20 protein-coding genes are annotated in these 25,486 nt (G+C 49.0%); all 20 read right to left on the bottom strand.

Annotated elements, in window-relative coordinates; genetic code table 11:
• Positions 1 to 208: 208 nt before the first annotated feature.
• Entirely contained in the window at positions 209 to 1,249 is a 1,041-nt protein-coding gene (gene galE / locus BM235_RS21165; protein ID WP_090116227.1) for a UDP-glucose 4-epimerase GalE, read from the bottom strand.
• Between the two features lie 82 nt (positions 1,250 to 1,331).
• Entirely contained in the window at positions 1,332 to 2,633 is a 1,302-nt protein-coding gene (locus tag BM235_RS21160; protein ID WP_090116226.1) for a UDP-glucose dehydrogenase family protein, read from the bottom strand.
• Positions 2,634 to 2,680: 47 nt separating this feature from the next.
• Complete coding sequence (locus BM235_RS21155) at positions 2,681 to 3,760, bottom strand: mannose-1-phosphate guanylyltransferase (protein WP_090116225.1); 1,080 nt, start codon at positions 3,758 to 3,760, stop codon at positions 2,681 to 2,683.
• Between the two features lie 4 nt (positions 3,761 to 3,764).
• Positions 3,765 to 4,700 (bottom strand): GDP-L-fucose synthase, encoded by a 936-nt coding sequence (locus BM235_RS21150; protein ID WP_090116224.1) that lies wholly within the window; start codon positions 4,698 to 4,700, stop codon positions 3,765 to 3,767.
• A 17-nt stretch (positions 4,701 to 4,717) separates the two neighbouring features.
• The gene (gene gmd, locus BM235_RS21145) at positions 4,718 to 5,800 is read right to left on the bottom strand and encodes a GDP-mannose 4,6-dehydratase (RefSeq protein WP_090116223.1); all 1,083 of its coding nucleotides are present in this window, start codon (positions 5,798 to 5,800) and stop codon (positions 4,718 to 4,720) included.
• A gap of 346 nt (positions 5,801 to 6,146) precedes the next feature.
• Positions 6,147 to 7,838, bottom strand: coding sequence for an S-layer homology domain-containing protein (locus BM235_RS21140; RefSeq protein ID WP_143106715.1), 1,692 nt, complete (start codon positions 7,836 to 7,838; stop codon positions 6,147 to 6,149).
• A 950-nt stretch (positions 7,839 to 8,788) separates the two neighbouring features.
• On the bottom strand, positions 8,789 to 13,153 hold the full coding sequence (locus BM235_RS21135) for an Ig-like domain-containing protein (protein WP_090116221.1): 4,365 nt from the start codon (positions 13,151 to 13,153) through the stop codon (positions 8,789 to 8,791).
• Between the two features lie 139 nt (positions 13,154 to 13,292).
• On the bottom strand, positions 13,293 to 14,498 hold the full coding sequence (gene metK / locus BM235_RS21130; protein ID WP_090116220.1) for a methionine adenosyltransferase: 1,206 nt from the start codon (positions 14,496 to 14,498) through the stop codon (positions 13,293 to 13,295).
• Between the two features lie 153 nt (positions 14,499 to 14,651).
• Entirely contained in the window at positions 14,652 to 14,927 is a 276-nt protein-coding gene (locus BM235_RS21125) for an alpha/beta-type small acid-soluble spore protein (protein WP_090116219.1), read from the bottom strand.
• A gap of 146 nt (positions 14,928 to 15,073) precedes the next feature.
• Positions 15,074 to 15,880, bottom strand: a complete 807-nt coding sequence (locus BM235_RS21120; RefSeq protein ID WP_158543769.1) for a glycosyltransferase — start codon at positions 15,878 to 15,880, stop codon at positions 15,074 to 15,076.
• 136 nt (positions 15,881 to 16,016) lie between these two features.
• Positions 16,017 to 16,868: a dTDP-4-dehydrorhamnose reductase gene (gene rfbD, locus BM235_RS21115; RefSeq protein WP_090116217.1), complete on the bottom strand. Its 852-nt coding sequence runs from the start codon at positions 16,866 to 16,868 to the stop codon at positions 16,017 to 16,019.
• 2 nt (positions 16,869 to 16,870) lie between these two features.
• Entirely contained in the window at positions 16,871 to 17,887 is a 1,017-nt protein-coding gene (gene rfbB, locus BM235_RS21110) for a dTDP-glucose 4,6-dehydratase (protein WP_090116216.1), read from the bottom strand.
• A gap of 7 nt (positions 17,888 to 17,894) precedes the next feature.
• The gene (rfbC, locus tag BM235_RS21105; protein ID WP_090116215.1) at positions 17,895 to 18,452 is read right to left on the bottom strand and encodes a dTDP-4-dehydrorhamnose 3,5-epimerase; all 558 of its coding nucleotides are present in this window, start codon (positions 18,450 to 18,452) and stop codon (positions 17,895 to 17,897) included.
• Between the two features lie 21 nt (positions 18,453 to 18,473).
• Positions 18,474 to 19,217: a sugar phosphate nucleotidyltransferase gene (locus BM235_RS21100; protein ID WP_090116214.1), complete on the bottom strand. Its 744-nt coding sequence runs from the start codon at positions 19,215 to 19,217 to the stop codon at positions 18,474 to 18,476.
• Positions 19,214 to 19,630: a GtrA family protein gene (locus tag BM235_RS21095; RefSeq protein ID WP_090116213.1), complete on the bottom strand. Its 417-nt coding sequence runs from the start codon at positions 19,628 to 19,630 to the stop codon at positions 19,214 to 19,216. The genes BM235_RS21100 and BM235_RS21095 overlap by 4 nt, the downstream gene beginning before the upstream one ends.
• A complete protein-coding gene (locus tag BM235_RS21090) occupies positions 19,614 to 19,991 on the bottom strand; it encodes a DUF2304 domain-containing protein (protein ID WP_090116212.1) in 378 nt (125 codons plus the stop codon). The genes BM235_RS21095 and BM235_RS21090 overlap by 17 nt, the downstream gene beginning before the upstream one ends.
• On the bottom strand, positions 19,988 to 20,698 hold the full coding sequence (locus tag BM235_RS21085; RefSeq protein ID WP_090116211.1) for a glycosyltransferase family 2 protein: 711 nt from the start codon (positions 20,696 to 20,698) through the stop codon (positions 19,988 to 19,990). The genes BM235_RS21090 and BM235_RS21085 overlap by 4 nt, the downstream gene beginning before the upstream one ends.
• Positions 20,699 to 21,401: 703 nt before the next feature.
• Entirely contained in the window at positions 21,402 to 23,279 is a 1,878-nt protein-coding gene (locus BM235_RS21080) for a DUF6020 family protein (protein WP_090116210.1), read from the bottom strand.
• A gap of 49 nt (positions 23,280 to 23,328) precedes the next feature.
• Positions 23,329 to 24,243: a glycosyltransferase family 2 protein gene (locus BM235_RS21075; RefSeq protein ID WP_158543770.1), complete on the bottom strand. Its 915-nt coding sequence runs from the start codon at positions 24,241 to 24,243 to the stop codon at positions 23,329 to 23,331.
• A 5-nt stretch (positions 24,244 to 24,248) separates the two neighbouring features.
• Positions 24,249 to 25,472 (bottom strand): glycosyltransferase, encoded by a 1,224-nt coding sequence (locus BM235_RS21070; protein ID WP_090116208.1) that lies wholly within the window; start codon positions 25,470 to 25,472, stop codon positions 24,249 to 24,251.
• Between the last annotated feature and the right edge of the window lie 14 nt (positions 25,473 to 25,486).

Raw genomic sequence — 25,486 nt, 5'->3', positions numbered from 1 at the left:
ACGCTCCCATGTTGTCATAGATTTGCGCGGGGTGGCATGGCAGCCGGTTCCTACCAAACTCCCAATACTTCCCCTCTATTAGTAGACTCCGTAATCTACAAAAAGTTACATGCGATAAGAGAATTATATAAATTTCGCTTGCGCAGAAAATAAAAATGATCCCTGCCGGCGGAGGCCGGCGGGATCGGGCTGTGCGAATTTTAGAATTTTAGATGAGCTGCATCTTTTCTTGCTCCGACTTTTCATAACCGTTCGGATTTTGGCTTTGCCAACGCCAAGCATCCGCGCACATTTCCTCAATGCCTCTGGTCGCCAGCCATCCCAGCTTATCGCGCGCCTTGGACGGATCCGCATAACAAACGGCGATGTCGCCCGGCCTTCGATCGACGACCGTATAGGGGATGTCCCGTCCGGTTTCGCTTCGGAACGCATGAATCATTTCCAGCACGCTATAACCTCTACCCGTTCCGAGATTGTAGGCTTCCGCGCCGGTCGTCGACATCACGCGCTCAATCGCCTTCAGGTGGCCGTTGGCCAGGTCCATGACATGAATGTAATCGCGCACGCCGGTACCGTCATGCGTCGGATAGTCATCGCCGAAGACATAAAGCTTGTCAAGCTTACCGACCGCCACCTGCGTAATATAAGGCGTAAGATTGTTCGGTTTGCCGTTCGGATGTTCGCCGATCAGGCCGCTAGGATGCGCGCCTACCGGGTTGAAGTACCGCAGCAGCGCGATGCTCCATGCCGGGTCGGAGATATAGAGGTCTCTGAGCATTTCCTCGATCATCCATTTCGAACGCCCATATGGATTGGACGCCGCCAAAGGGAAGTCTTCCGATATCGCTCCGGCTTCCGTCGGCGCGTACACCGTAGCAGAGGAACTAAACACCAGGCGCTTGACGTCGTACTTCTGCATGACTTGGCAAAGATTGATCGTGCTGATCATGTTATTTTCATAATATTTCAGAGGAATCGCCACCGATTCGCCCACGGCTTTGGAACCGGCGAAGTGGACGACAGCCTCGATCGCGTGCGTCTCGAAGACCTTTTCAAGTTGCTCACGATCCAGCAGATCCATATTGTAAAAAGCAACCTCGCGCCCCGTAATCTGCCGGACTCTAGAGAGTGACTCTTCGCTGCTATTCGACAAGTTATCTACGACCACGACGTCGTATCCCTCGTTCAATAACTCGACGCAAGTATGACTGCCGATATAGCCAGCTCCGCCTGCAACCAAAATCGCCATTTAAACGATCCTGCCCCTCTCCCGTAAACTATACTATCATTATACGATGACGCCCCATTCTGCGATAGACTAGCGATTAAATCTAGCGTTCGATGCTTTTTCTCCCGATTGATTCATAAATAATCCCGGCAGCCTTCGCAGCCTCTAATCCATAACAATTTCTTCCGTCAAGGACAATCGGCTTTCGCATGAGATTCTTGTAATATTTTAAATTAAAGCGCCTAACCTCTTCCCAGTCCGTCAGTATAAAACAAATATCCGCATCGGCGATCGCCTCTTCGATGTTGTCGCAGTATTCGACTTCCGTCGGGTAGCTCTTTTTAAAATTTTCAGCGCCTACCGGATCCCAGACCCTGACCTGTGCCCCGTCCTCAACCAAAAGAGGAATGTTCTCGAGAGAAGGCGCCTCTCTGAGGTCGTCCGTGTCAGGTTTAAACGTTAATCCCAAAACCGCCACGCGGAGTCCGCTGAAGCTATCGTAGTACTTCCTAGCCCTCTTAATGAGACGCAGCTTTTGGTTTTCGTTCACTTCGATCGCTGCTTTAATCGTCTTCAATTCATAATCGTTGAAGTTCGCCAACCAGTGAAGCGCTTTTGTATCTTTGGGGAAGCAGGAGCCCCCGTAGCCTATGCCGGCTCTAAGGAATAAACTGCCGATTCGCGGATCCATGCCCATTCCTTGCGTAACGTCTTCAATATTGGCGCCGACGATTTCGCACAAATTAGCGATCTCGTTGATATAAGAGATTTTAAGCGCCAGGAAATCGTTTGCCGCATACTTAATCATTTCGGCACTTCTTCGATCCGTTACGACATAGGGCAGCTCGAACGCCGCATACATTTCCTTCATCGCACGCTCAGCCTGCTCGGATTCGACGCCCAACACAATGCGATGAGCGGCAAAAGTATCCTTGATCGCCGTACCTTGCGAGAGAAACTCAGGATTGGAAACGACGTGGATACGGATGTTATTTCTTTGATGTTCTCTAACGACTCGCTCGATCCTGTCATTCGTACCGACAGGCACGGTCGATTTAATAGCAACGACACAGTCATGTTCTACTGTCTCCGCTATTTGGCGAGCCGCTTGAAAAATATATTGCAAGTTGGCGGAACCGTCTTTTTTTTCCGGAGTCCCCACAGCGATGATGATGACTTCCGCAGCCTTATATACATCCTTATATTCGACCGTATAGTTCAGTCGATCTCTATTTCGGACCATGAGCTCTTCAATGCCCGGTTCAAAAATAGGAGATTTCCCCCTATCCATAGACGCGATTTTGGCCTCATCGATGTCCACGCAGGTCACATGGTGCCCCTTTTCTGCCAAGCAGACGGCCGTAACGAGCCCTACATAGCCAATACCGGCTACAGCAATTCGCACAGAATTCACCTTCCTTGCCGTTCTCGGACGCCACGTCCATTTTTCGATTAGAGATAATGCCCTTTGCCCTGTTCCTTCAACAAATCTACGATTTGCTTGACATCCTGCGCTTTGTCTTTCGGGCACACCAGCAAGGTGTCTTTGGTCTCCACCACGATCATGTTATCCAAGCCGATGGTAGCGATCAGCCTTCCCGTACTATGTATAATGCTATTTTTCGTATTCAGCTTAATATTTTCGCCGTTTACAATATTCCCTTGGTCGTCCGCCGGGTAGATCGCGCCTAAGCTATCCCAGCTGCCAACGTCATTCCATCCAAAATCCCCCGGCATGACCATTACTTCGTCCGAACGTTCCATAATGCCGTAGTCGATCGAGATGTTCGGAATTTCCGAATAAAGTTCTTCGAACTTCTCGTTTGAAAGGGAACCGTCCGGATATTTGAATATCTCATCCAGCTTGTTGTACACCTTTGGCAGAAAGCGCCGGAAATTATCCAAGATCGTGGACGCCTTCCATACAAAGATCCCGCTATTCCAAAGATAATCGCCGCTCTCCACAAAAGACTTGGCCTTGTCGTAGTTCGGCTTCTCAACGAACTCGTCCACATGGAAGAATGCTCCGTTATATTCGGCTTCGGACGCGCGGAGTAGTTTTATATAACCGTACCCGGTGGACGGCAACGTTGGCTTAATCCCGATCGTAATTAACTTTCCAGTGCTTGACGCACGCCGTGCAGCATCGGTCAGCGTGACAGAGAATGCCCCCTCGTCCCGAATGTAATGATCGGATGGGAACACGCACATGACGCCGTCCCCATAACTCTTCACGATTTGAAACGCAGCGTATCCAATACATGCCGCGGTATTACGCGAAGACGGCTCAAGGAGTATACGATCCGGCTTAACGCTCGATGCGGTGACTTCTATTAATGATTCATGCTGCCGCCTATTCGTCACGATATAGATATCTTCCTGGGGAATAAACTTTCCAATTCGAGCGATTGTCTCATTAATCAACGCGTCGCGTCCGCTCAGGTTCAACAGTTGCTTGGGCATGTCTTGCCGACTAAGAGGCCAGAAGCGCGTGCCCCCTCCCCCGGCCATCACAACTCCGTATAGTTTCAATTCGTTATTCCTCCCGGCCTGAGTTCAGGTACCACTCATATGTCCGTTTGATCCCGTCCGTTAACGACATTTGATGAGACCATCCCAGTCCATGCAGACGCGAGACGTCAAGCAGTTTGCGGGGGGTGCCGTCAGGCTTCGCCATATCGTTCACAATCTTGCCTTCATACCCGACGATGTCTTTAATCAGTCGCGCGAGTTCGCCGATCTCAAGATCTTCCCCTGTACCGATATTCAGATGCAGCTCATCGCTATAGCGCTCCATTAGAAATAAGCAAGCATTCGCCAGGTCGTCCACGTACAAAAATTCTCTTCTCGGCTTGCCGGAACCCCATAGAACCACTTCGGACTTGCCTTCCGTCTTCGCTTCATGAAATTTGCGGATGAGTGCCGGAAGCACATGGGAGGTCTCCAAGTCGAAGTTATCGTAAGTACCGTACAGATTGGTCGGCATTGCGGATATAAAGTCGCATCCGTATTGTCGTCGATAGAACTTGCAAAGTTCGATACCCGCGATCTTCGCGACCGCATAGGCTTCGTTCGTCGGCTCCAACCGCCCCGTTAACAATGCTTCTTCCACGATCGGCTGGTCGGCCATCTTCGGGTAAATGCAAGAGCTTCCAAGGAACAGCAGTTTCTTGACCCCGCTTCTATAAGCAGCCTCGATAACGTTCGCTTCAATCATAAGATTGCGGTAGATAAAATCCGCCGAATAGTTGTTATTGGCTAAAATTCCGCCCACCTTGGCGGCTGCCAGAAATACATATTCCGGCTTTTCCTCCGCAAAAAAGGCTTCGACTGCCGCCTGCCTGGTTAAATCGAGCTCCTTCGAGGACCTATAGACGATATTTGTAAAGCCCTTTTCCTTCAGCCTTCGAACAATGGCCGAGCCGACCATGCCCCGATGGCCCGCGACATAGATCTTGGCGTTTGCCTTCATGGTCTCGGCCCTCCTCGTTAATCGAACTCTTTTCGAATCCGCTCTTCCCGTTCAACAAATTTGATATCGCTGCGCACCATGATTTTAACTAGATCTTCAAAGCTGGTCGCGGTGGGATTCCATCCGAGAATCGTCTTGGCTTTTGTCGGGTCTCCGAGCAATTGCTCCACTTCGGCCGGACGAAAGTACTTCGGGTCCACCTCTACTAATACGCGGCCGGTCGCTTTATCGATCCCTTTCTCCTCGACGCCCCGCCCCGTCCATTCCAGCTCGATGCCGGCCTCCAGAAATGCCAGTTCCGTGAACTCCCTGACCGAATGCATCTCTCCCGTGGCGATGACGAAGTCTTCGGGCATCTCATGCTGCAGCATCAACCACATGCACTCCACGTAGTCTTTGGCATATCCCCAGTCCCGCCGGGCATCCAGGTTCCCGAGATATAACTTCTCTTGCGTCCCCTTCTTGATTCTCGCGGCAGCCAGCGTGATTTTGCGAGTCACGAAGGTTTCTCCCCTGCGTTCCGACTCATGATTGAACAAGATGCCGTTAACCGCAAACATGTCGTATGCTTCCCTGTAGTTCTTTGTAATCCAGAACGCGTAGAGCTTCGCCACGCCATACGGACTTCGGGGATAGAACGGCGTCGTCTCTCTCTGAGGGATTTCCTGCACCTTGCCGTACAACTCCGAGGTCGATGCTTGGTAGATCCTCGTCTTTTTCTCGTATCCAAGAAATCTTACTGCTTCAAGCAGTCTTAGCGTGCCGATCCCGTCGGTGTCCGCCGTATATTCCGGCACTTCAAACGACACCTTGACATGCGACATCGCCGCAAGATTATAGATTTCATCAGGCTGAATCTCGCGAATAAGACGAATTAGATTCGTTGAATCCGTCATATCGCCATAGTGCAACTGAAGCTTCGTACGCGTATGCATATCCCGAATTAATTCTTCAATGTATAGATGCTCGATGCGTCCCGTATTAAAGGATGAGCTTCTTCGAAGAATGCCGTGTACTTCGTATCCTTTCTCGAGTAAAAACTCAGCCAGGAAGGAACCGTCTTGCCCCGAGATACCGGTGATCAGCGCCGTTTTCGTCATCGATAACGCTCCTCAACAAACATAATTCTTGTATTAAACGTACGACAAGCTACCCTCAGCCGGCAAGCGCCGGCTATCGAGAATAGCCTGTCCGTCGTTAATCTATTATATCGGTTGTCCCGAGCCGTTTGTCCATATCTAAAGAAGCTTAAGAGCAATTCACTGCTTCCAAATCCGCCCATTGGTTCAATTTCCGGAATCGCGCTTATACTAGCTCTTCCATTTTGGCATACCACACACAATTACTCAAAATCGCCTAGTAAAATGCAACATCCCCCTCTCAAATCATGAGAGGAGGATGAGTTATGAATTTTGCTGTTATTCAGCTATGAAGATGACTGAAGGATTAAGCTTGCGGCTTGAAGTTGATCGCGCGGTAGATGATGACAGCAGCTTCGGCGCGAGTCGCATTGTTGTTAGGCAGGAACTTGCCGTTAGCGCCGATGATGATGTCGCTAGCTGCAGCCCATGCTACGCTCGAGCGGAACGCGGAGCCGATCTTGTTGGCATCCTTGAATACGGACAGCGCCGCTTCGGCATTGTCGATATCCTTCAGGCCTTGCGTCGCCTTCAGCGCACGAGCGATCATCGTAGCCATCTCGGCGCGCGTGATCGTCGCGTTCGGCGCGAACGTCGAAGCCGTCTTGCCGTTGATGATGCCTTGCTCGGCGGCTACCGCGATGTACGGAGCAGCCCAGTGCGATGCCGGTACGTCGGAGAACTTGGACGAAGTCGCCAGCGTATTGTCAAGGTTGAGCGCCGTGATCAGGATCTTGGCAAATTCAGCGCGCGTGATCTTGTCCTGCGGAGCGAAGATTCCGGCGGACTTGCCTTCGATCGCGCCCTTAGCCGCTACGACTTCGATCTGACGACCAGCCCAGCTTTGGACTTTGGCGATATCGTTGAACGATACCTTGTTCTCGAATACGAAGTACTTCGAGAAGCTGTAGCGCGGCTCTACGATGAAGTCGCCGTCGAGCGTACCGCCTTGGGTCGATACCTTGCCGTCAGCTTCGACGCGGCCCGTGGTGAGCAGCTCCTTGTCTACGCCCGTCAGGTTCTTCAGCGGCAGACGCAGCTTGATCGGCTTGTTGAACTGCTCGACAGCCTTGCCGCCGACTTGAAGATCGAAGCCGTAAACGTCGGAAGCTACGGACTTGCCGTATACGCCCGAAGTGACGGAGGATGCAGCGTCGCCGGATTCGATCGTGACGCCGAGGGTAACGGCTTCAGTGAAGGTGCCAACTGGCAGCGTTGCGCTCAGCGCGCCGACTTTGATGGCAACGCCGTCAGCCTTGACGTCGTTCGCCAGCGTCCACAGTTCTTGCGGAAGCGTCACGGAAGCGCCCGATTGAGTGATCGCGCCCAGGTTGATCACGATGTCGCCGATGTTGAGGCCGTCAGCGGTACCGACTGCGTCAGCCAGGGCTTTCTTGGCGTCAGCGACAGCCGCGATCAGCTTGGTGACGTCTGCTGCGGACAGCGTCAGCGTTGCTTTGCCGTTGACGTTCTGTACCTTGGAAGAGAGGTCAAGCGTCAGAATCTTGGCTACGACTTCGTTCGCCTTAGCGATGGCTTGGGCGATCAGCTTGTCCTTTTCTTCGCCAGTAGCTGTTGCGATCTTGGACTTGAGGGCTGCCAGCTCTTGAGCCAGTTGGGCAACGGATGGATCCGTAACGACTGCGGATCCGCCGCCTGGGCCGACAACATAATCCGGCGTGCCGGTGATGCCATTGGCATCAATGTAAGCTTTGAACAGCTCGCTGATTGCTTTGTCGAATACATCAGTACCGACTGCATTGCGGAAATTCTCGATGAGCGACTCGAAATCGGCCTTGTTTACTTCATTGCTCACCAGATATTTACTGACATTGGAACCATTCGCCAGCGCCTGCTCGAACGCCTTGCCCAGCAAAGCTTTGACAATAGCATAATCAGACGTATAGTCTTGATCGGTCAGACCGTTCAGTTGGGTAGTCGTCATGCCGCTCAGCTGACCGTATACGGAGTCCTGCACGCTGTATACGGTGCCTTGCACGCTGTATACGGATCCATGAACGCTAGGAGTACCGAAAAGGAAATCATTAAAGTCGGCGACATCTTGACCTGTCGCTTCCTTTACTGTGCTGGCAACTTCCAAACTAGTTGCGTTAAACTTATCCGCGTCCTGTCCGAAGATGAACTTGAGGTAAGCGGCGATTAACTTATCGAACGCTTTTCGATCAGGGGAAGATTTATCACCTAAGTTAAGCTTGCCGACCAGTTTGTCGCCAATATCATACACGCTTTTTTCAACGGATTGTTCAGCAGGAGTGCCTGTATGAACCGTGTATGTAACACTAGCGACACTATTATTGTCCTTGCCCTTCGGATAAACGGCGTCCGCAACGCTTGCAGCATATACGGCACCGTTAGCCGACAGCTTAGTGTTGATTGCATTGGCCAGCGCTTCATAAGCATCAAAATTGTTACTGGCCGCATATGCGACGCTAATACCCAGTTTTTCTGCCAGACCCTTGTTGCTCAGCGGCAATCCTGCCAACGCCGTGAAAGCCAAGCTCGCGGCAATCGTACCCGCTACGACTTTTTTCTTCAGTACCAAACGTCTCACCTCTACTTGTTTTGTTAAATATATTAAATTGATAGCTCTCTAGTATTCTATCGAATACCTGGGAGCCAGGTCAACTTTATATACGGATATTTTTCCCTTAATATATATGCACTGGAATTAAAGGTTGTCCTATAGGAACTAATTTACCCTAGCATACTGAATATTTTCCGCATTTTGGGCTGATTTAAGGAAATTTAATATAAATAATTACCCGTGCTTCACATTTTCGACACATTAACTCTGAATCATCTGAAAGCTAAGTAGCAATTGGATGTTTAAATTTATTTAACATAACGTAAACATATCGCCTAAAAGAAAAGGGATGAAGCAACATATCTGCTCCATCCCCTTTGCTAATGCCTCGCTATATTCTTGCTCTACATCAGCTCCACATACTCCAGGAACCGCTTCACGATAATCGCCGCTTGCGCGCGAGTGGCGTTATCTTTGGGTTTCAACTGTGTCGCCGTTACGCCCTTAATCAACCCTGTCTTAACTGCTGCTACGACTGCGTCCTTCGCCCAGCTGCTAACGCTCGTACGGTCTTTATAAGCGTTAATCTCTGAACCCGTCACGGTTGGCATGACACCTACGTACGACATCGCGCGAAGCATCATCGTCGCCATCTCCTCGCGGGTGATCGTCGCGTTCGGCCGGAACCGGCCGTCGGTCCCGCCCTGCACGATGCTCGCTTTGACTGCCGCTCCGATGTATGCAGAAGATGCTCCTCCGCTCCCGACATCGGAGAATTTGGCCGCCGAAGCCGAGCTCCCATTCAATCCTAGGCCGCGCACGATAAATTCTGCAAACTCTGCACGCGTAATTTTGCGTTCGGGCGCAAAGGCTGAATTCGTGCTCCCTTTTACGATGAACTTCGATGCCAGCGCCCCGACGTCAGGTCCCGCCCAGTGTTTCGTCATATCGCTGAACAGCGTGACGGGTTTAGCGACGACGGCATAGACGCTGTTGCTCTTGCGCATGAAATCAACGTGCAGCGTCGATCCGCTGACAGCGGCCTTCGTAGGCACGTAGACGATCTCCCCAGAGTCTCCGTCCAGCCGGACGACGGCCGCATCGGTTGCGCTCGCACTCGTGGTCGGCAGCAGGAACGACCGGGTCACGTACGTGCTATATTCATCGATCGCTCGCGCGGATCCGCCGACTTCAATCGAAGCGGAGAAGTCCGCTGCGGGAGACTGCATTTGGACGCCTTTGGCATTCAGAGCCGATGCCAAAGAGGTATTCGACAGTTTTTCAATTTTGAGCAGCAGATAGGCGCTTGTCATATCCCCTCCGCTAGTCTGGACTTCCTTGCTGAAGTTCACGGCCTTAAGCGGCAAGCTGAACAAGAGGTCTCCATAGTCCAGCCTGAGTATAGCGGAGGCATTTTGCGACACCGCACCGGCGAGCGCCATGACCGGGACGGCGACGATCGCGCCCGCCTCGCTCTGCGGCACGCTGAAAGTAATCTGCGGTACGCTGACGGTACCGGCGTTAAGCGCCGTGCCAAGCGCCGTATAGGCCAACGTTACTTTATCTCTATCTAGGTTGTACCGCCCTGAGGTCTTGCCGGAAGGCGTGGTGCCCGAAGTTTTCGACGCTACGGTCTGACTAAGCAGCAGACCGCCCGCGCCGTCCAGCGACAGGTAATCTGGAAGTCCGGCTGCCGCGGACGTCTGATTGGTCGCTCCCCTGTCGGCAAATGCGGCTACCGCTTGACCCGAGGCCTCCTTCAGCGCGTTGCCGGCTGGCGAATAGCTCACCGTAACCGCCTTGCCCGCAATTGCCGGCGCCGTAAGCGTCAATATAACCTGTGAACCGCTGACCGTGATGTTGCTGATGCCGAACAGCCCGCCGTCCGCGTTTTTCACCGTATATTGAGCCACGTAAGGAATAATCGAGGCGTTAAGCGCGCCCGAATATTGAAGCGTCAGCTTCGTTCCGTCAATCGAGATGCTTGATAATATAGCCGCCGCAGTTGAACTCGCGGTCACCGAGTACCCGGTGAACAGTATCGCCTGATTGCCCGCCAAATCCTTGATCGGCGTAGCCCCAGGGATATAAGTGACGGTCACGGTCTGATTCGGCACTACTGCGGACGACAATGTCAGCGTGACGGTATTGTTGGCAACCGCTACGCCAGTGATCTCCGCTGCCGATCCGCCGACCAGCACGGAGAAGCTCGACTTAGGCGGCACGGAGCCGGATAAGAGCCCCTCGTTGTAGGCAAGGACGACCGATGTACCGAGCACCGTTACGCCGGACAGCGCTGGCGGCGTCGTATCGTTCGCATTTTGCACATAGAAGTCCGTAAATCCCGCCGCATCGTTCCCGGATAAATCCGTAAGCTTGTAACTGCCCGGCACATAGCTCACCGATACGGATTGACTGCCTGCGATCGCACTGTACAGCATGATCGTCACGTTTGCGCCACTCGAAGAGATCGATGAGATGCTCTGCGCGCTTCCGTTCACCTTCACGGTGAATTGACTTGCAGCGGACGAGGACACGGAAGCAAGCGTCTTGTTGAAGGTCAAGGTTACAACGCTGCCCGACACCACGCCGCTCGACGGACGCGGCAGCGTCGTATCGGCCGTATTCGCGACATTCGTTGCATTAAAAGCAGCTGCGGCATTGCCCGACAGATCCTTAAGCGTGACAGCGCCGAGCGTATAAGAGACCTTCACCGACTGTCCGACGGCCACGCCGGACTGCAGCGCCAAGCGCACTTGCGTTCCTTTGACCGTGATTGCATTGACCTGGCGGGGGACATCGTTCACGGTCACATAATAATTGGACGCAAACGGAATCGAGGACTCGTCCAACGCTTCTCCGTAAGTAAGCAGCACGACAGCCGCCCCATCCATTGTCGCGCTTGCGAGCCCCGGAGCCGTAGTATCCGTCCCGACCGTCTGGAACGTCCAACGGTAATCGTTCAAAATGCCGGGATACGCATTGCCCGCCAGATCGGCGATCGCATTCGCAGGGACGTTGACGACATATCGGGAGGCTACGGCGAAAGGCGTATCCGGCGTCAGCGTGACGATACGCGGATCCGTACCGTCGACGGCGATAGCGAGCGGAATTTTGACGGAGGTGCCGCCGTTAGCGAGGATCGCACTAGCCGTGACCGTTGAGGAAGCCAGTCTTACCGGCTCGCTGAAGGTCATCCGCAGGACCGCATTCGTACGCACGCTATTGAGCAGCGGGGCCGGATCCGTGGAAACCAACTCGGGCGGCGTCGTATCCGAAGCCACGCGGAAACGCCAAGTGGTGAGATCCGAAGTGCCGATGCCCGCGAAATAGTTGCCCGAAAGGTCCGCGAAAGCCATGGTACCGATCTGCACGGCATAGCTGACGTTCGGCGAGAAGGAAGCGCATGGCTTGATCGCGATTAAGGAAGTGCCTCCTCCCGTGATCGAGGGCGACGTCACCGGAATCGAACAAAATACCGCGTTCGTGTCGGCATTGCGAATGATGACGTTGCCGGAGCCGGGGACGACAGGCTCGCTGAACTGAATGCTCAGGCTGCCCGCAATATCGGTAGTCGAACCGCCGGAAGCGGGGGCAAAAGCGGCGACCGTCGGTCGCGTCGAATCTACGGAGGCCAACGTGGAGAAATTCCAGCCTGTCGGATCTACGATTCCTTCATACGCTTCCCCGCTCGTCGTCAACAGCACGCCTGGGTCGATTAATACGTAATAAGATGTATTGCGCGCCAGAGCCGTGCTTATGGAAATGTTCACTTCAGCACCATTAAACACGATGCGCGAAGAGCCAGCGGCAATCGTGTCCACAGTCTCGTTATTCGATACTTTTTTGACCGTAATATTCCCTGTCGATCCCGCCTTCATTCCCGTCTGGAATTGAAGCCGAAGCGTAATCGGAGCGTCGCCGTTCACAGCGGCGGCGCCGCGTGCAGGATAGATGAACTGCGGCGCCGCTACCGCGGAAGCCGTAGTCGAAAATGACCATATGTATGGACCGGAGATGCCGGCAAACTTGTTGCCGACGGCATCGACGAACGCGCCATTGTCGATGAGCACGTCGTATTGCGTACTGGCGGCAAGCCGCGTCGGGGGCTGGACGCGAATAACGTTCGTCCCCGATCCCGTGACGGAGGAGGACAGCACGGAAATGACCTGCGCGTCCTGCGTATCCCGTCGCACGATCTGGATACTGCCGGATGCGGCTTGAACGGGCTCGTTAAAGGTAATCGACAGCGCACCGGTCGCTGACATCGCATCGCCCGACGACGGGGCGAAGGCGCCGACCGCAGGCGGTGTCGTATCGGCGGCTACGACATGGAAGTTCCAAGCCGTCGCATCCGTAATGCCGCCGAAATAGCCGCTGCTCCCGACGAGCGAGCCAGGCGTGATTTGAACGTAATAATCCAAGCCGGACTGAAGGGCTCCGGCTGCGGGCAAAATATTCAGCTGATTGTTGGGGCTGATCGAAAGACGTGTCGATTCCGTCGCGATGTCGTAACTTGCTACGGTATTGTTTGATGCAACTTCTTTAATCAATACGGTACCAGCCGTACCCCGCGTGATGGCCTCGTCGAATGTGACGGAAAGCTGCGCGTTTGCCGGAACGACCGGATTGTTGTCCGCGGGCTGAAGCGTTACCGCTGCGGGGCCGCCGCTCGCAGCCGATGCGCCGAATGCGCCAAGCGATTGAGACAGGATCGTCAACAGTAAAAGAACGGGGACGAGACGAAAACGAAGTTGAAGACGCTGCAATTGCGATTCCTCCAGATCCTAAGGACATACTGTACTCTTTATGTCGGCTCCGGGGACAGGGAAATTTAGGGGATAAGCAAAAACCGCCTCTGCCGGATAGAATCCGTAGAGGCGGTCGACGATGATGGAGAAGATGAAATTAAGCCCAAGCGCCGGCCTTCAGCAGCTCAACCTTGTCGGTGCGCTCCCAAGGTACGTCGATATCCGTGCGGCCGAAGTGGCCGTAGGCTGCAGTTTGCTTGTAGATCGGACGACGCAGGTCGAGCATCTTGATGATGCCGGCCGGACGCAGGTCGAAGTTTTCGCGGATCAGCTCGACGAGCTTTTCTTCGGCGATCTTGCCCGTGCCGTAGGTGTCGACGTTGATGGAGACCGGATTCGCTACGCCGATCGCGTAAGCGAGCTGGATCTCGCACTTGTCGGCAAGGCCTGCCGCGACGATGTTCTTCGCCACATAGCGAGCTGCGTAAGCAGCCGAGCGGTCGACTTTCGTCGGATCCTTGCCGGAGAATGCACCGCCGCCGTGGCGAGCGTAGCCGCCGTACGTGTCGACGATGATCTTGCGGCCGGTGAGGCCGGCATCGCCTTGCGGTCCGCCGATGACGAAGCGGCCGGTCGGGTTGATGTAGAACTTGGTCTCGCCGTCGAGCCATTCTTCAGGCACGACAGGCAGGATGACATGCTCTTTGATGTCCGCTTGGATCTGATCCAGCGTGATCTCTTCGGCATGCTGCGTAGAGATGACGATCGTATCCACGCGGACAGGCTTGCCGTCGACGTACTCGATCGTGACTTGCGTCTTGCCGTCCGGGCGAAGATAACCGAGCGTCTCGTTCTTGCGAACTTCGGACAGGCGGCGCGACAGGCGGTGCGCCAGCGCGATCGGCAGCGGCATGAGCTCAGGCGTCTCGTTGGTCGCGAAGCCGAACATCAACCCTTGGTCGCCTGCGCCGATGTCGGCGTTCTCGACGAGTACGTCCTTGCCGTCGCGGCTCTCGATCGCTGCGTTAACGCCTTGCGCGATGTCGGCCGACTGTTCGTTAAGCGAAGTCAGGACAGCGCAAGTCGTGGAGTCAAAACCATATTTAGCGCGGGTATAGCCGATCTCGCGAATCGTCTTGCGGGCGATCGACGAGATGTCGATGAAGTCCGCGGAGCTGGAGATCTCGCCGATAACAAGTACAAGTCCTGTAGCAACGGATACTTCGCAAGCGACGCGCGCATTCGGATCAGCCGCCAGAAATGCATCAAGCACCGCGTCTGAGATTTGATCGCAAATTTTGTCCGGATGGCCTTCCGTGACCGATTCGGACGTGAAGAGATGCCGGCCCTTAATCGTCGACAATATCTTCAACCTCCCCTACACAAAAAATGAACCTTTTCCGGTAGGAAAAGGTTGTTAGACAGACCTTCTGATTAATGATACCGGAATTGTCGAGGGGTGTCAACGTGCGGAAAATACGGTCAAGCCTTTTGTCAACCGGTTATTATCCCGGCGTTAAATCAACGATTGCTGCGCCTGTTGAATCAGCCTTTTCGTCACGCCGCCGCCCACCGCTCCCGCTTCACGCGAAGTGAGGTTGCCCAAGTATTGCGAACCGCCACCGCCTGCGGAGAATGCGCCAAGCTCGCCGGCAAATTCCGTATCGCCTGCCCCCGCTGCTCCGCTGTATTGACCGAAGTCCACGCCAAGTTCTGAAGCGATTTCGTACTTCATTGCATCCAGCGCCTTCGCGCTCTCAGGCACCAGCTTGCGATTGCGTCTGTTAGCCATTTCGTCATGCACCTCCATAGAATTTGACAGTCCTAGTATGACCAGGTCCGCTTCGCCGGAGGCGTATGAGTTAATGGGTGAGGGGGAAAATAAAGGCGACTACTTGTTCACCGATTGATCCCGTTGGTATTTGAGTTCCATTTTCTTCAAAAAATAAGCCGTTTACGAAACGCATTCGGAATAAGCCGGCGCATTGTTATCCAACTGCCGAGTACGCGAGGGTCCTTGATCAGAAAGTAAGCGGTCAGCGCCGCCTCGTAGATAACAAAAGACGGAAGCATTAACCATCGACGCCCGTTTAAACGGCCATTTTTTATAAGCATCAAATAACGATTGATATAAGAATGTCTTCGGATGATAAGCAGCATCCGCTTGCGCCCCGCACTCGATTGCCACTGTCGGACATGCATAGCTTGCGCTAGTGGCTCATAACGGGATCGCCAGCCAAGCAATGCTGCCCGCCACGCGACATCAACATCTTCTTTATATGCAAAAAAGTCTTCATCGAAAAATTGGCCATCGATCGAAATGGAATCGATCATTCGCCGATTGTATAAGCCCGCCGCTCCAGATACACCGAAAACATCATCGGCGGAAGTGTAATTAGACACAGGCTCCCCTGCGCCACGATCCCAAGCTCTTCGAGCCCAGTTCACCGCAATACCTGCAGAATCCATACGATCAGGCGCATCAGCCAATCGAAGACATCCCGTCGCGCTACCGATAGAAGGTGACTCCTCCATAACCGCGACGAGTCGAGAAATATAATCGGGCTCCAGCGCAACATCTGCGTTAAGCGTTAATATATAATCGGCATTTTCCGACTGGACGATCGCTTGGTTTTGGCCGCCGGCAAAGCCATTGTTAAATTCGTTAACGATTAACTTCACTGAATATGAATGAGAACGAATGAGCTCAACCGTACGATCATCCGACGCGTTGTCTACCACCACAGTTCGGATTGCCGGCTAGGTTTGTCTGCTGAGATAACTCAGGCAGTTTTGAATGTATTTTTCACTATTAAAGGTAACAATACATACGGCAACAACTGGCGCGGACATCATCGCTCAACCCTTCATTCAATCATCCTTAAAGCTCTTGTAGAAATGCACGTAGCGACTCGCGCCATGGCGGCAAGTCTTGAAATCCATTCTGCCGGATCGCAGCATGGTCCATTACCGAATATTGCGGTCGAGGCGCAGGCCTTGGGAATTCATCAGTCGTACAAGGATTAATTTTCATCTGTTTGCCGCTTTCTTCAAAGATCGCTGTGGCAAACTCGTACCAACTGCATGTGCCTGCATTCGAAGCGTGATAAATGCCATATGCTTCGGTCTTTACAAGACCGAAAAGGAATAGCCCCAGGTCTCGCGTATACGTCGGCGAGCCTATTTGGTCATGAACGACGGTAAGTTCATCCCGCTCCTGCGCCAGCTTCAACATGGTTTTAACAAAGTTATTACCATACTTTCCGTAAACCCAAGAGGTCCGTACGATAAACCACTTGTCACTAAGCGACTGAAGCAAAGCTTCGCCTGCTCGCTTAGACTTTCCATAGACCGACTGCGGATTGGTGTTGTCATATTCATTGTAGGGCCTGTCACCGGCACCATCGAAGACATAGTCTGTGCTGACATAACAAAGTTTGGCCGATCCCTCCCGGGCGGCAATAGCCAGATTGCGTGTCCCTAATGCATTGACTTTGTACGCTTCATCCGGTTCACCTTCGGCTTTATCCACAGCCGTATATGCTCCCGCATGAATGATGGCACTAGGCCGATAAGTTTCCACAGCCTTCCTGCACATGCTCAGGTCCGTTACATCCAGTTGTTTTCGATCAAGGCCGACAAGAGTAACATCTTCGTCATTGATTCGAATGATCTCCTGCCCTAATTGCCCGTTTGCACCGGTAACGAGAATCGTAGACTTTTTTGAGGGCATCGTTAGCCTCCCAGCCTATCGCCATATTGCGTGTCATAGTATTGCTGATACGCACCGGAACGAACTTGATTCATCCAGTCTTGATTGGCTAGATACCAGCGAATCGTCTCGCGAATACCGGACTCATAGTGGAACTTCGGGTTCCACCCGAGTTCTCTTCGGATCTTGGTGGCATCGATCGCATAACGGCGGTCGTGCCCCAGGCGGTCCTGAACATACTGGATCAACGAGTCAGGCTTGCCGAGCTCCTCGAGAATCGTTTTAACGACATGAACATTCGTACGCTCGTTATTGCCTCCGATATTGTAGACCTCACCGCTGACCCCTTTGCGCACAACGAGATCGATTGCGCTACAATGATCTTCAACGTATAGCCAATCGCGCACGTTAAGGCCGTCGCCATAGACAGGCAGCGGCTTGTCGGCCAGAGCGTTCTGAATCATAAGCGGGATCAGCTTCTCAGGGAACTGATAAGGTCCGTAGTTATTGGAGCATCGTGTAATATTCACGTTTAGGCCGAACGTCTCATGATAAGCGCGAACGAGCAGATCCGAACCTGCCTTACTGGCGGAATACGGACTATTTGGGGCAAGCGGCGTCTCCTCCGTAAAAAGACCGGTATCTCCAAGCGTGCCATACACCTCATCCGTAGAGACGTGTACGAATTTGCTCACTTTATATTCCTTGGCGAGTTCAAGCAACGTTTGCGTACCAAGCACATTTGTTCGAACGAAGACGTCCGGCTCCAAGATGCTGCGATCCACATGCGACTCCGCAGCAAAGTGGACGACAACGTCCACGCCGTCCTCGAAGAGAGGCACCAGCGCTGACCGATCCGTAATATCGGCTCGAACAAACTTATAGTTTGGATTGTTTTCAACGGTTGTTAAATTTTCAAGATTCCCTGCATATGTTAGCGCATCTATGTTAACGACTTGATCTTGCTTATATTCTCGTAAAATATAATGAACAAAGTTGCTGCCAATGAAGCCGGCGCCGCCGGTAACCAATAATTTCATCACGCATTCACCCTTCGTAAGTAAAGTTCGCCTCGGCGTCGGCAAGCCGCGGGTGTTTAGCGTCCTTGTCCGAGAGGACCGGCTTCAGCGTCGGCCAATCGATACCCAGCGCCGGGTCGTCCCATGCAATGCCGCGATCATGTTCCGGCGAGTACAGCTCATCCACTTTATAAAGCACTTCAGTGTTCGGTACGATCGTGCAAAAGCCATGAGCAAAGCCTTTCGGAACAAGCAGCTGTCGCTTGTTGGCTGCGGACAGAATAAAGCCCTGCCACTGACCGTAAGTCGGTGAACCTTGGCGAATATCCACTACGACGTCGTAAATCGCGCCTGCAGCCACTCGAACGAGCTTTGTCTGCGCCTTCGGCTCTAACTGATAGTGCATGCCTCGAAGCACGCAAGCTTCAGCTGATAACGAGTGATTATCTTGAACAAAGGTGTTGTTCACACCTTGCTCGGCAAATGTCTTATGATTATACGACTCCAAAAAGAAGCCCCTATGGTCACCGAACACGGCAGGCTCGATCAGCTTAACGCCTGGAAGGTGGGTATCTAAAACGTTCATCTCGATTTTCTCCAATCAGGGCTACATTTTAAGCTTGCCGAACTCCTCACCAAATAAAAGATCCTTAGCCAGTTCATTAGCATGCGTGAACGAAGCATGAGTCCCTGCGTCGGTCCACCAACCGTGTAAAATATCGTAGCCTAGTTCATCAGCAGCGATATAAGCATTATTCACATCCGTAATCTCCAGTTCGCCGCGAGCGGAAGGCTTCAATGTACGAACGATCTCGAACACTCGCGCATCAAACATATATATGCCGGTCACTGCATACTTGCTCTTGGGTTGCTGGGGCTTTTCTTCAATCGCGATAATTTTATTTCCATCCAGCTCTGGTACGCCATAGCGTTTAGGATCATGTACTTCCTGAATTAGAATCTTGGCCCCTCTTCCCTTTTCACGGTAGGACTGCACATAGGGCGCAATGCTGTCTGAGAATACGTTGTCACCTAGAATGACAACCATAGAGTCATTATTCGCAAAGTTTTCTGCAAGTCCCAAAGCTTGGGCAATTCCGCCAGCTTCCTCTTGGACTTTATATGTAAAGGTAACACCCATTTCCCTCCCGCTTCCGAGGAGGTTAACAACGTCACCCATGTGATCTTTGCCGGTAACTATGAGGATATCAACGATGTCTGCCTCTTTCAGCTTTGCCACAGCATGGAAAATCATTGGATATCTACCTACGGGCAGCAAGTGCTTATTCGTGACTTTGGTAAGCGGATAAAGACGTGAGCCCGTTCCCCCAGCAAGTATTATGCCTTTCATCTTATAGCCTCCTGATTTTCGGAACGATAAAACACCCATATCTTGTTGAGCATGAAATTAAATACTGGAACGATAACAATCGCAACAAACTGACCAATCAAATACCAAAGACCAAGTATATTATTAAAAAAATAGATAATCGAAAGATTCAATAAAAGCCCCGCTGTACAAACAATGGCATACTTCCAAAATAGTAATAGATCGAACCTGCTTCGAAATGTCCATATTGAATTAAGCGCATACGATACAAGCAGCGATAAAATAAAACCGAAAAAAGAAGATAAAACCGGGCTTAAATTCCATACTTCAACCCCGACCGCAATCATGCCAGTATGCAAAACAGTTCCAGCTATACCGATTATTCCATATTTCACAAACTCCGGCGTGACAATTTTTCTAATGATCGTCTTCATTTTTTAATCTTTCTATTCTAAGGTTTTTTATTTCATTCTTAAGAATGCCTAGCTCTTGACTTAACTCTTTTGTTCTACTGGCAAGCTTAGAAATATTCAAAGTAAACGAGTATTGAATAACTAGTGAGGCTGTGATGGCGAACAAAAATAAAGTATTTACCGGAGTCTCAATACCGATAATTTCAGAAAAAGTAGATAAAATTTGAGGGAAAATCGCAACAATAACGCTTAAAAAACAAATAATAATCCAAAGCAATGAATACTTCAGTTCTAATTTGTATTCCCGAAGTCTTTTAATTAAAAACGCAAATAAAAAAATCGTTGCGATTAGTAATATAAATTGCAATTTAAATGAAATCATCCGTTTAATACTCCCTCGCTCTTCTTGCGCCTTAACGAGTCGATTAGGATTGCTATTGAAACTTTAATCATATAATAAACAGATTTAAAACTATGAATTGAGGAATTACCATGTTGCCTACTATGCATAATAACAGGAAGCTCCACCACTGTCAGTCCATTCCTCAAGAGATTGACTATGGATTCGGGTTCGGGATAATCAACAGGATAATTCTCAGCAAAATGCTTAATCACTACTTTATTGCACGCTCTAAAGCCAGATGTGGGATCAGTAATCACACGTTTTGTCAGCAATCGGATAAGTACGCTGAAATACTTGATTCCAACTCTTCGCATAAAAGTTGATTGAAAGCCTTCCATATTAATATATCGAGAGCCAATTACGAGGTCGGCTTTTGAATTAGATATGGGCTGAATGAGTGATTCAATATATGTCGGATCATGTTGACCGTCCCCATCAATTTGAATTGCACAATCATACTCATATTTATAGGCATATTTATACCCAGTCTGAACCGCCCCTCCTATCCCCAAGTTACAGGGCAAATCAATTACTTTTACTCCTAGTTCATGTGATAACCTAGAAGTGTTATCCGTGGAGGAATCATTAACGATTAAAATATCAACATCGAATGCTTGAAGCCGTTTAATTAACATTTCTATGTTTCCTTGTTCGTTAAATGCAGGAACTATAATGAGCGTCTTCAAAGGTTTCCCTCCATCACAATAAGTTTCGACAATAATTCTATCATTTCTATATTACAATTAAATTAGATTTGATTCTTGAAAAATAGAATATCCATCAAATTCTTCTATTTTCAGTTCAATTAAAGAGAGCTTAAATAAGCTTCCCATTGCAATGTTTTTCACATAATTTCTGACTCATTCGCAGGATTTCAACTGCAGCGACTTGATTGCTCATTCTTCTCCATCAGCGGTTTTACCGCACGGAACAGCGGCGCCCTCAATCGTGTTCTCCACCGCTTGGAGATGCCTGTCTTGCCTTAGCTTGCCTGAGCTGTTCTCCTTAAGATTCAATCGGGCCAATCGGATAATCTGCTGACCGTGGTTATAATCGGACAGATATCCGGCCTTCGCGAGCCCCCCGCGACGATGACCACTCCGAAACCTCAAACGGTCAGCATTCACGCTGTCCCCAGATGCTGGCCAGCTGCTCTCTGAACAGATCGTACTGCCGAGTAGCGTGCTCAGCTCGATTGCGCCGCTGCTGTCGTTTCTTCAGTCAGCCCAGTGGACGACCCAGCGGCCGCGACCAGCGTTTCCGTTCGCTTGATACCCACGCCACACGCTGCACTTCGATCTTCTTGGGACGTAACATTTCCAATGCAACGCTTTTTTGCTCAAAGCTCATATTACTTCATTACAGGCCTGGCTCCTCGTTTCAGCACTTCTAAATTTCCTCAACAATTTCCTTTGAATCTATATTCCGTCTAAACAGGAGTGCAATAATAATCGGAATAATAATCAAGGCAGAGTACACATAACGCAACTGTTGGGCCGGAATTGCAATTACAAGTGATGCAGTGTTTAAAAGTAAAGGAAGTGTCAGTATCGTAATTCTGAAAGAATATTTTTTTAATAACAGATAAAGAGCAAGCAGGAGAGCAAAGAAATACACCGCTGGTCGATATAAAATCCAGGATAGATTCAAATCAAGAGAAGTATTTACAATCTTTAGCAAAGTATTCTTCAGACTCGGTAATTTTGACATTGAATGTAGCTGGTATCTATCAAGAATTTCAGACCCTGTTTTTACAATATCCGTTTCAACGTAGTAATTCCTGCTATTTAGAGGCTCTTTCATCTCCCAAATGATTGATGTCATATAAGCCCAGTCTTTAATAACAACAACTGGATGTTTTAAAGCCAGTGAGAACCACACCTTTAAAAACTCGCCAGTAAGAGGACTTTCGTCAAAAATATGCATATTAAACTTAGGATTATATATCAAAGTATCTACTGTATAAGCTTGATAGTTCTCTGCCCAATTCTCAACAGGCATCAATTGATTGATCACAAGTTCTTCCTTGTCAGACAACTTAGCCCCGCTATGAATTACAGCCCCTATTTGATGAATTGGAATAGATAGAGATAAAACTTTTGGAGTAGGCGCTATATTTAAAAAGCTATATAAAAACACCTTAATAAACAGGAATAAAAGAACTGCTGACAAACTTATTTTTAAGATATTTCTCCATTGAGGTTTATAGTAAATAAAGAGCGCAACGCAAGTTCCAAAGGCAGGAATGACCCCATTATGTCGGAATAAGGCTGTTATGAGTATAATTATAATAAGACTTATTTGGTTTTTACGAGACTCTAGCCAACTCCCTTTGGTAATATATATTTTCATTAGAATATATGTCACTAGAAGCAATGTCACACTGTAAGGAATATCCTTCCATATAGTATTTACAAGCATTCCGTGTACAGGAAGCAACGAGAAGAACAAGCACAAAATAAAAGTTGCATACTTTTTTACTTTAAAATCCTTTTCCAATAAAATCAGCGATTTGCTGAGTACGATAGAAAAAAAAGCGATTTGAGATAATGAAAGAATTGCAGGTGAATTCCAGATCCGTGTTAGCAACCAATTTGTTAAAGTGTGAAACACTGGATGTGCATCATACAGCTCAAGGGTTTGGATTTGTCTCCATTGATCGATGGAATCGCCACTCATAAGTCCCGGATAAAACGCCAACCAATAAGTAAACCAAACAACGAAAGGAATTAAAAAGTACACAATCGAACCTTTAGAGAGAATTTTCTTTAAAATAGGTCCCTTTATTAATAGTATATAGAACAAGATGGTGAGAGCTAATCCTATAAGCATATATTTAAGTAACGACGTAGAACTCAGAGGGACACTGAATTGTAAGGTTTTCAAAGAATCTGAGGTATTATATAAATCATAAGTTCTAGTTTTTCCATTAATCGTGATATCTACATATCCCGAGTAGGGATGGCTTGCTAATGTTATAGTAAGTTGATTGGCCTTGCCTTCCCAAGTCATAGTGGACGGCTGATTACGATATGAAACTGGCATCTCACGCTCTATTTCCCATCCCCCCAAAGAAATATCGCTGGTAGGGACCAATCCATTATCGCCTTTAAGCTCTCTTAGCCATACCTCAGAGCCCTTGGAACTTTCGTTCTTTTGGCCTGTTGCTTTGATTTCAAGATGAATGCTCTCAGTAAATTGCAGGGGAAACATAATTATAAATAGTGCGGCTACAGCCACTGAAAGGATTATTTTTCGATAATACATAGACCCACCCTTTGCAATATAGTACTCTCTTACGCAGTTTTAGACATTATTATAATCTTTTGAATAAAATTAAAACTTTTAGATATAGTGTTTCGAAACTTGATTGTCGATACAACCTTGTATGAATTAGAAATCTAATTCTATTTTTTAAGTTTTCCCTGTAACTAATCATTTCGTTTACAATATCTAACTCCTTCTCGTTATTATTTAAGAAATAAAATTCTTCAGCCTGCTTGGAACGAATATTTGAATTCTTCCCCTGTACGAAGGTAGTAATTTTATTTTTCCATTTTGAAAAGAAACTTAACTCTCCGCCTATTAAATTATTGCCGTGTTGTCGATACAATACCAATGGAGTTTCTTCGAATATGACTTGCCCGATGTAAGTAATGCAGAGATAGATCCACCAGTCATGCATAATAATACCATTACTGCGGGGTATATGCTCTATTAGATAAGAACGTGCGGATCGATTAATCACTGCTGTGCATCCTACAACGACATTTTCAACCAATGCATTTCTTATAGCTAAAGGCCGTCTAGGAATAGGCGGCCACATATTTAAATAATTTAAACGGTCATCGGTCAACTGCGTTCGACTACAGAACAGTCCCGGTTGGCCATCTGGCAGTGATTTTAATCTACTAGAGGCAACACATAGCTTTGAAGGAAGCCATACATCATCTTGATCTGCGAATGCATAGAAATCAAAGTTAGCATTGCTTCTTTGTAGTAAATCGAGAAAACTTGCCTTTACCCCTATATTATCTCCCACATAAAAAGTGATTTTCCCTGAGTACCTTTCTTGTAAAATTTTAATGATTTGTAGCGTATTGTCTGTCGAGCCATCATCTCTAATTAACAAATATACCGAGACATCTCTCTGACTAAAGATGCTGTCTACTTGCTCAAACAGATATTTCTCTCCGTTGTAGGTAGACATCAAGACTTGAATTTTATCCATATGTTCTACCTCGATTTCTGTTTCACGATCCATTTGAATTTAATATCTCTAAGCTTCTTGTGTAGTTTCGGATGTTTTACTCTAAGATAGCGCTTAGCCTTTTCTAAATAAGCATTTTTGTTGTGGATTAAGCTATTACTATTTTTATAATTTTCAGCAATAACGTACCAATCGAAATAAAACTCATGGCTCTTTTTTAATTCATTCTGGTTAATACTCGGTCGACTTTGGACGATATCATAAACAGCTCTCGTAAACTCCATAGAGGCGTTATCCCAATCACTCCAATGTGCAGCCGTATCTATAGCATTTTTTTTAAGCTCTTTGAGTTTGGTATTGTTGTTTTTCAATAAGTTAATAAACTCGACTACCTGAGATTCATTATCTCTCTCGGCAACGAGTCCGTTATAGTTTGGAACAATATATTCGTCATGCCCCGTTACATTATATGTAATAGAAGTCCCCCCACAGTGGAACATCTCCAGTGGAGGACCGAACATTCCTTCAACATAACTTAGTTTTATGATTACATCGCATGATCGATAAATATGTGAGGTTTCAAAGATAGGCACCCTTGAAAATACACGATCGACACCCGGATACGATGCCACTGGGCTTGACGTTAATAGCCAGATCTCATCTGCTTTTGACTGCCTGCACAGCTCGATAGTTTTAGGCACATTTTTGAATTCAACGTCGATTGGCCCCTCAACTAACACTCGTAATCTGTTAGGGTCACGTGGAGCAATACACGGCCCCTCGAGTGAATAAATATCTTTACGAACCCCGTTCTTCACTAAGAAAGCATCTTTATCGCAATTTTCTTTCAAATAATTACGAATCCAAGTCGCCTCAGTAATAATATGCAAAGGCATTCGATATGTAGATTCGACAAGCTGTTTTAATGGCCTTTCGATTTCCTCATAAAAACGCGACTCGATCGATTGGACAAAATAAGCATAAGTTCCAGCAGAGATTCTTGATATCTCATAGACAGTTCTCCACCATGTAGCTATACATATATCGAAGATGTCATTTTTAGCCCCGTCATACGTATTCCAATTCAACATTTTTGCTTCTGGATGCCAATTTAAGCGTTCCATCGAGATCTTCTCTTCTGTTATTATCGTAACATCTTCACCACGTTTTTTTGCTCTAATACAATGTTCAAATATAACATAGCTACCGCCACTAATATCGGGTGAACCCATTAATACTGCCCATTTCATTCTAATCCCTCATT

Source organism: Cohnella sp. OV330, from assembly GCF_900112065.1.
Lineage (GTDB): Bacteria > Bacillota > Bacilli > Paenibacillales > Paenibacillaceae > Cohnella.
Note: the sequence above shows the minus strand (reverse complement) of the source record. Positions and strands in the feature narration are given on the sequence as shown.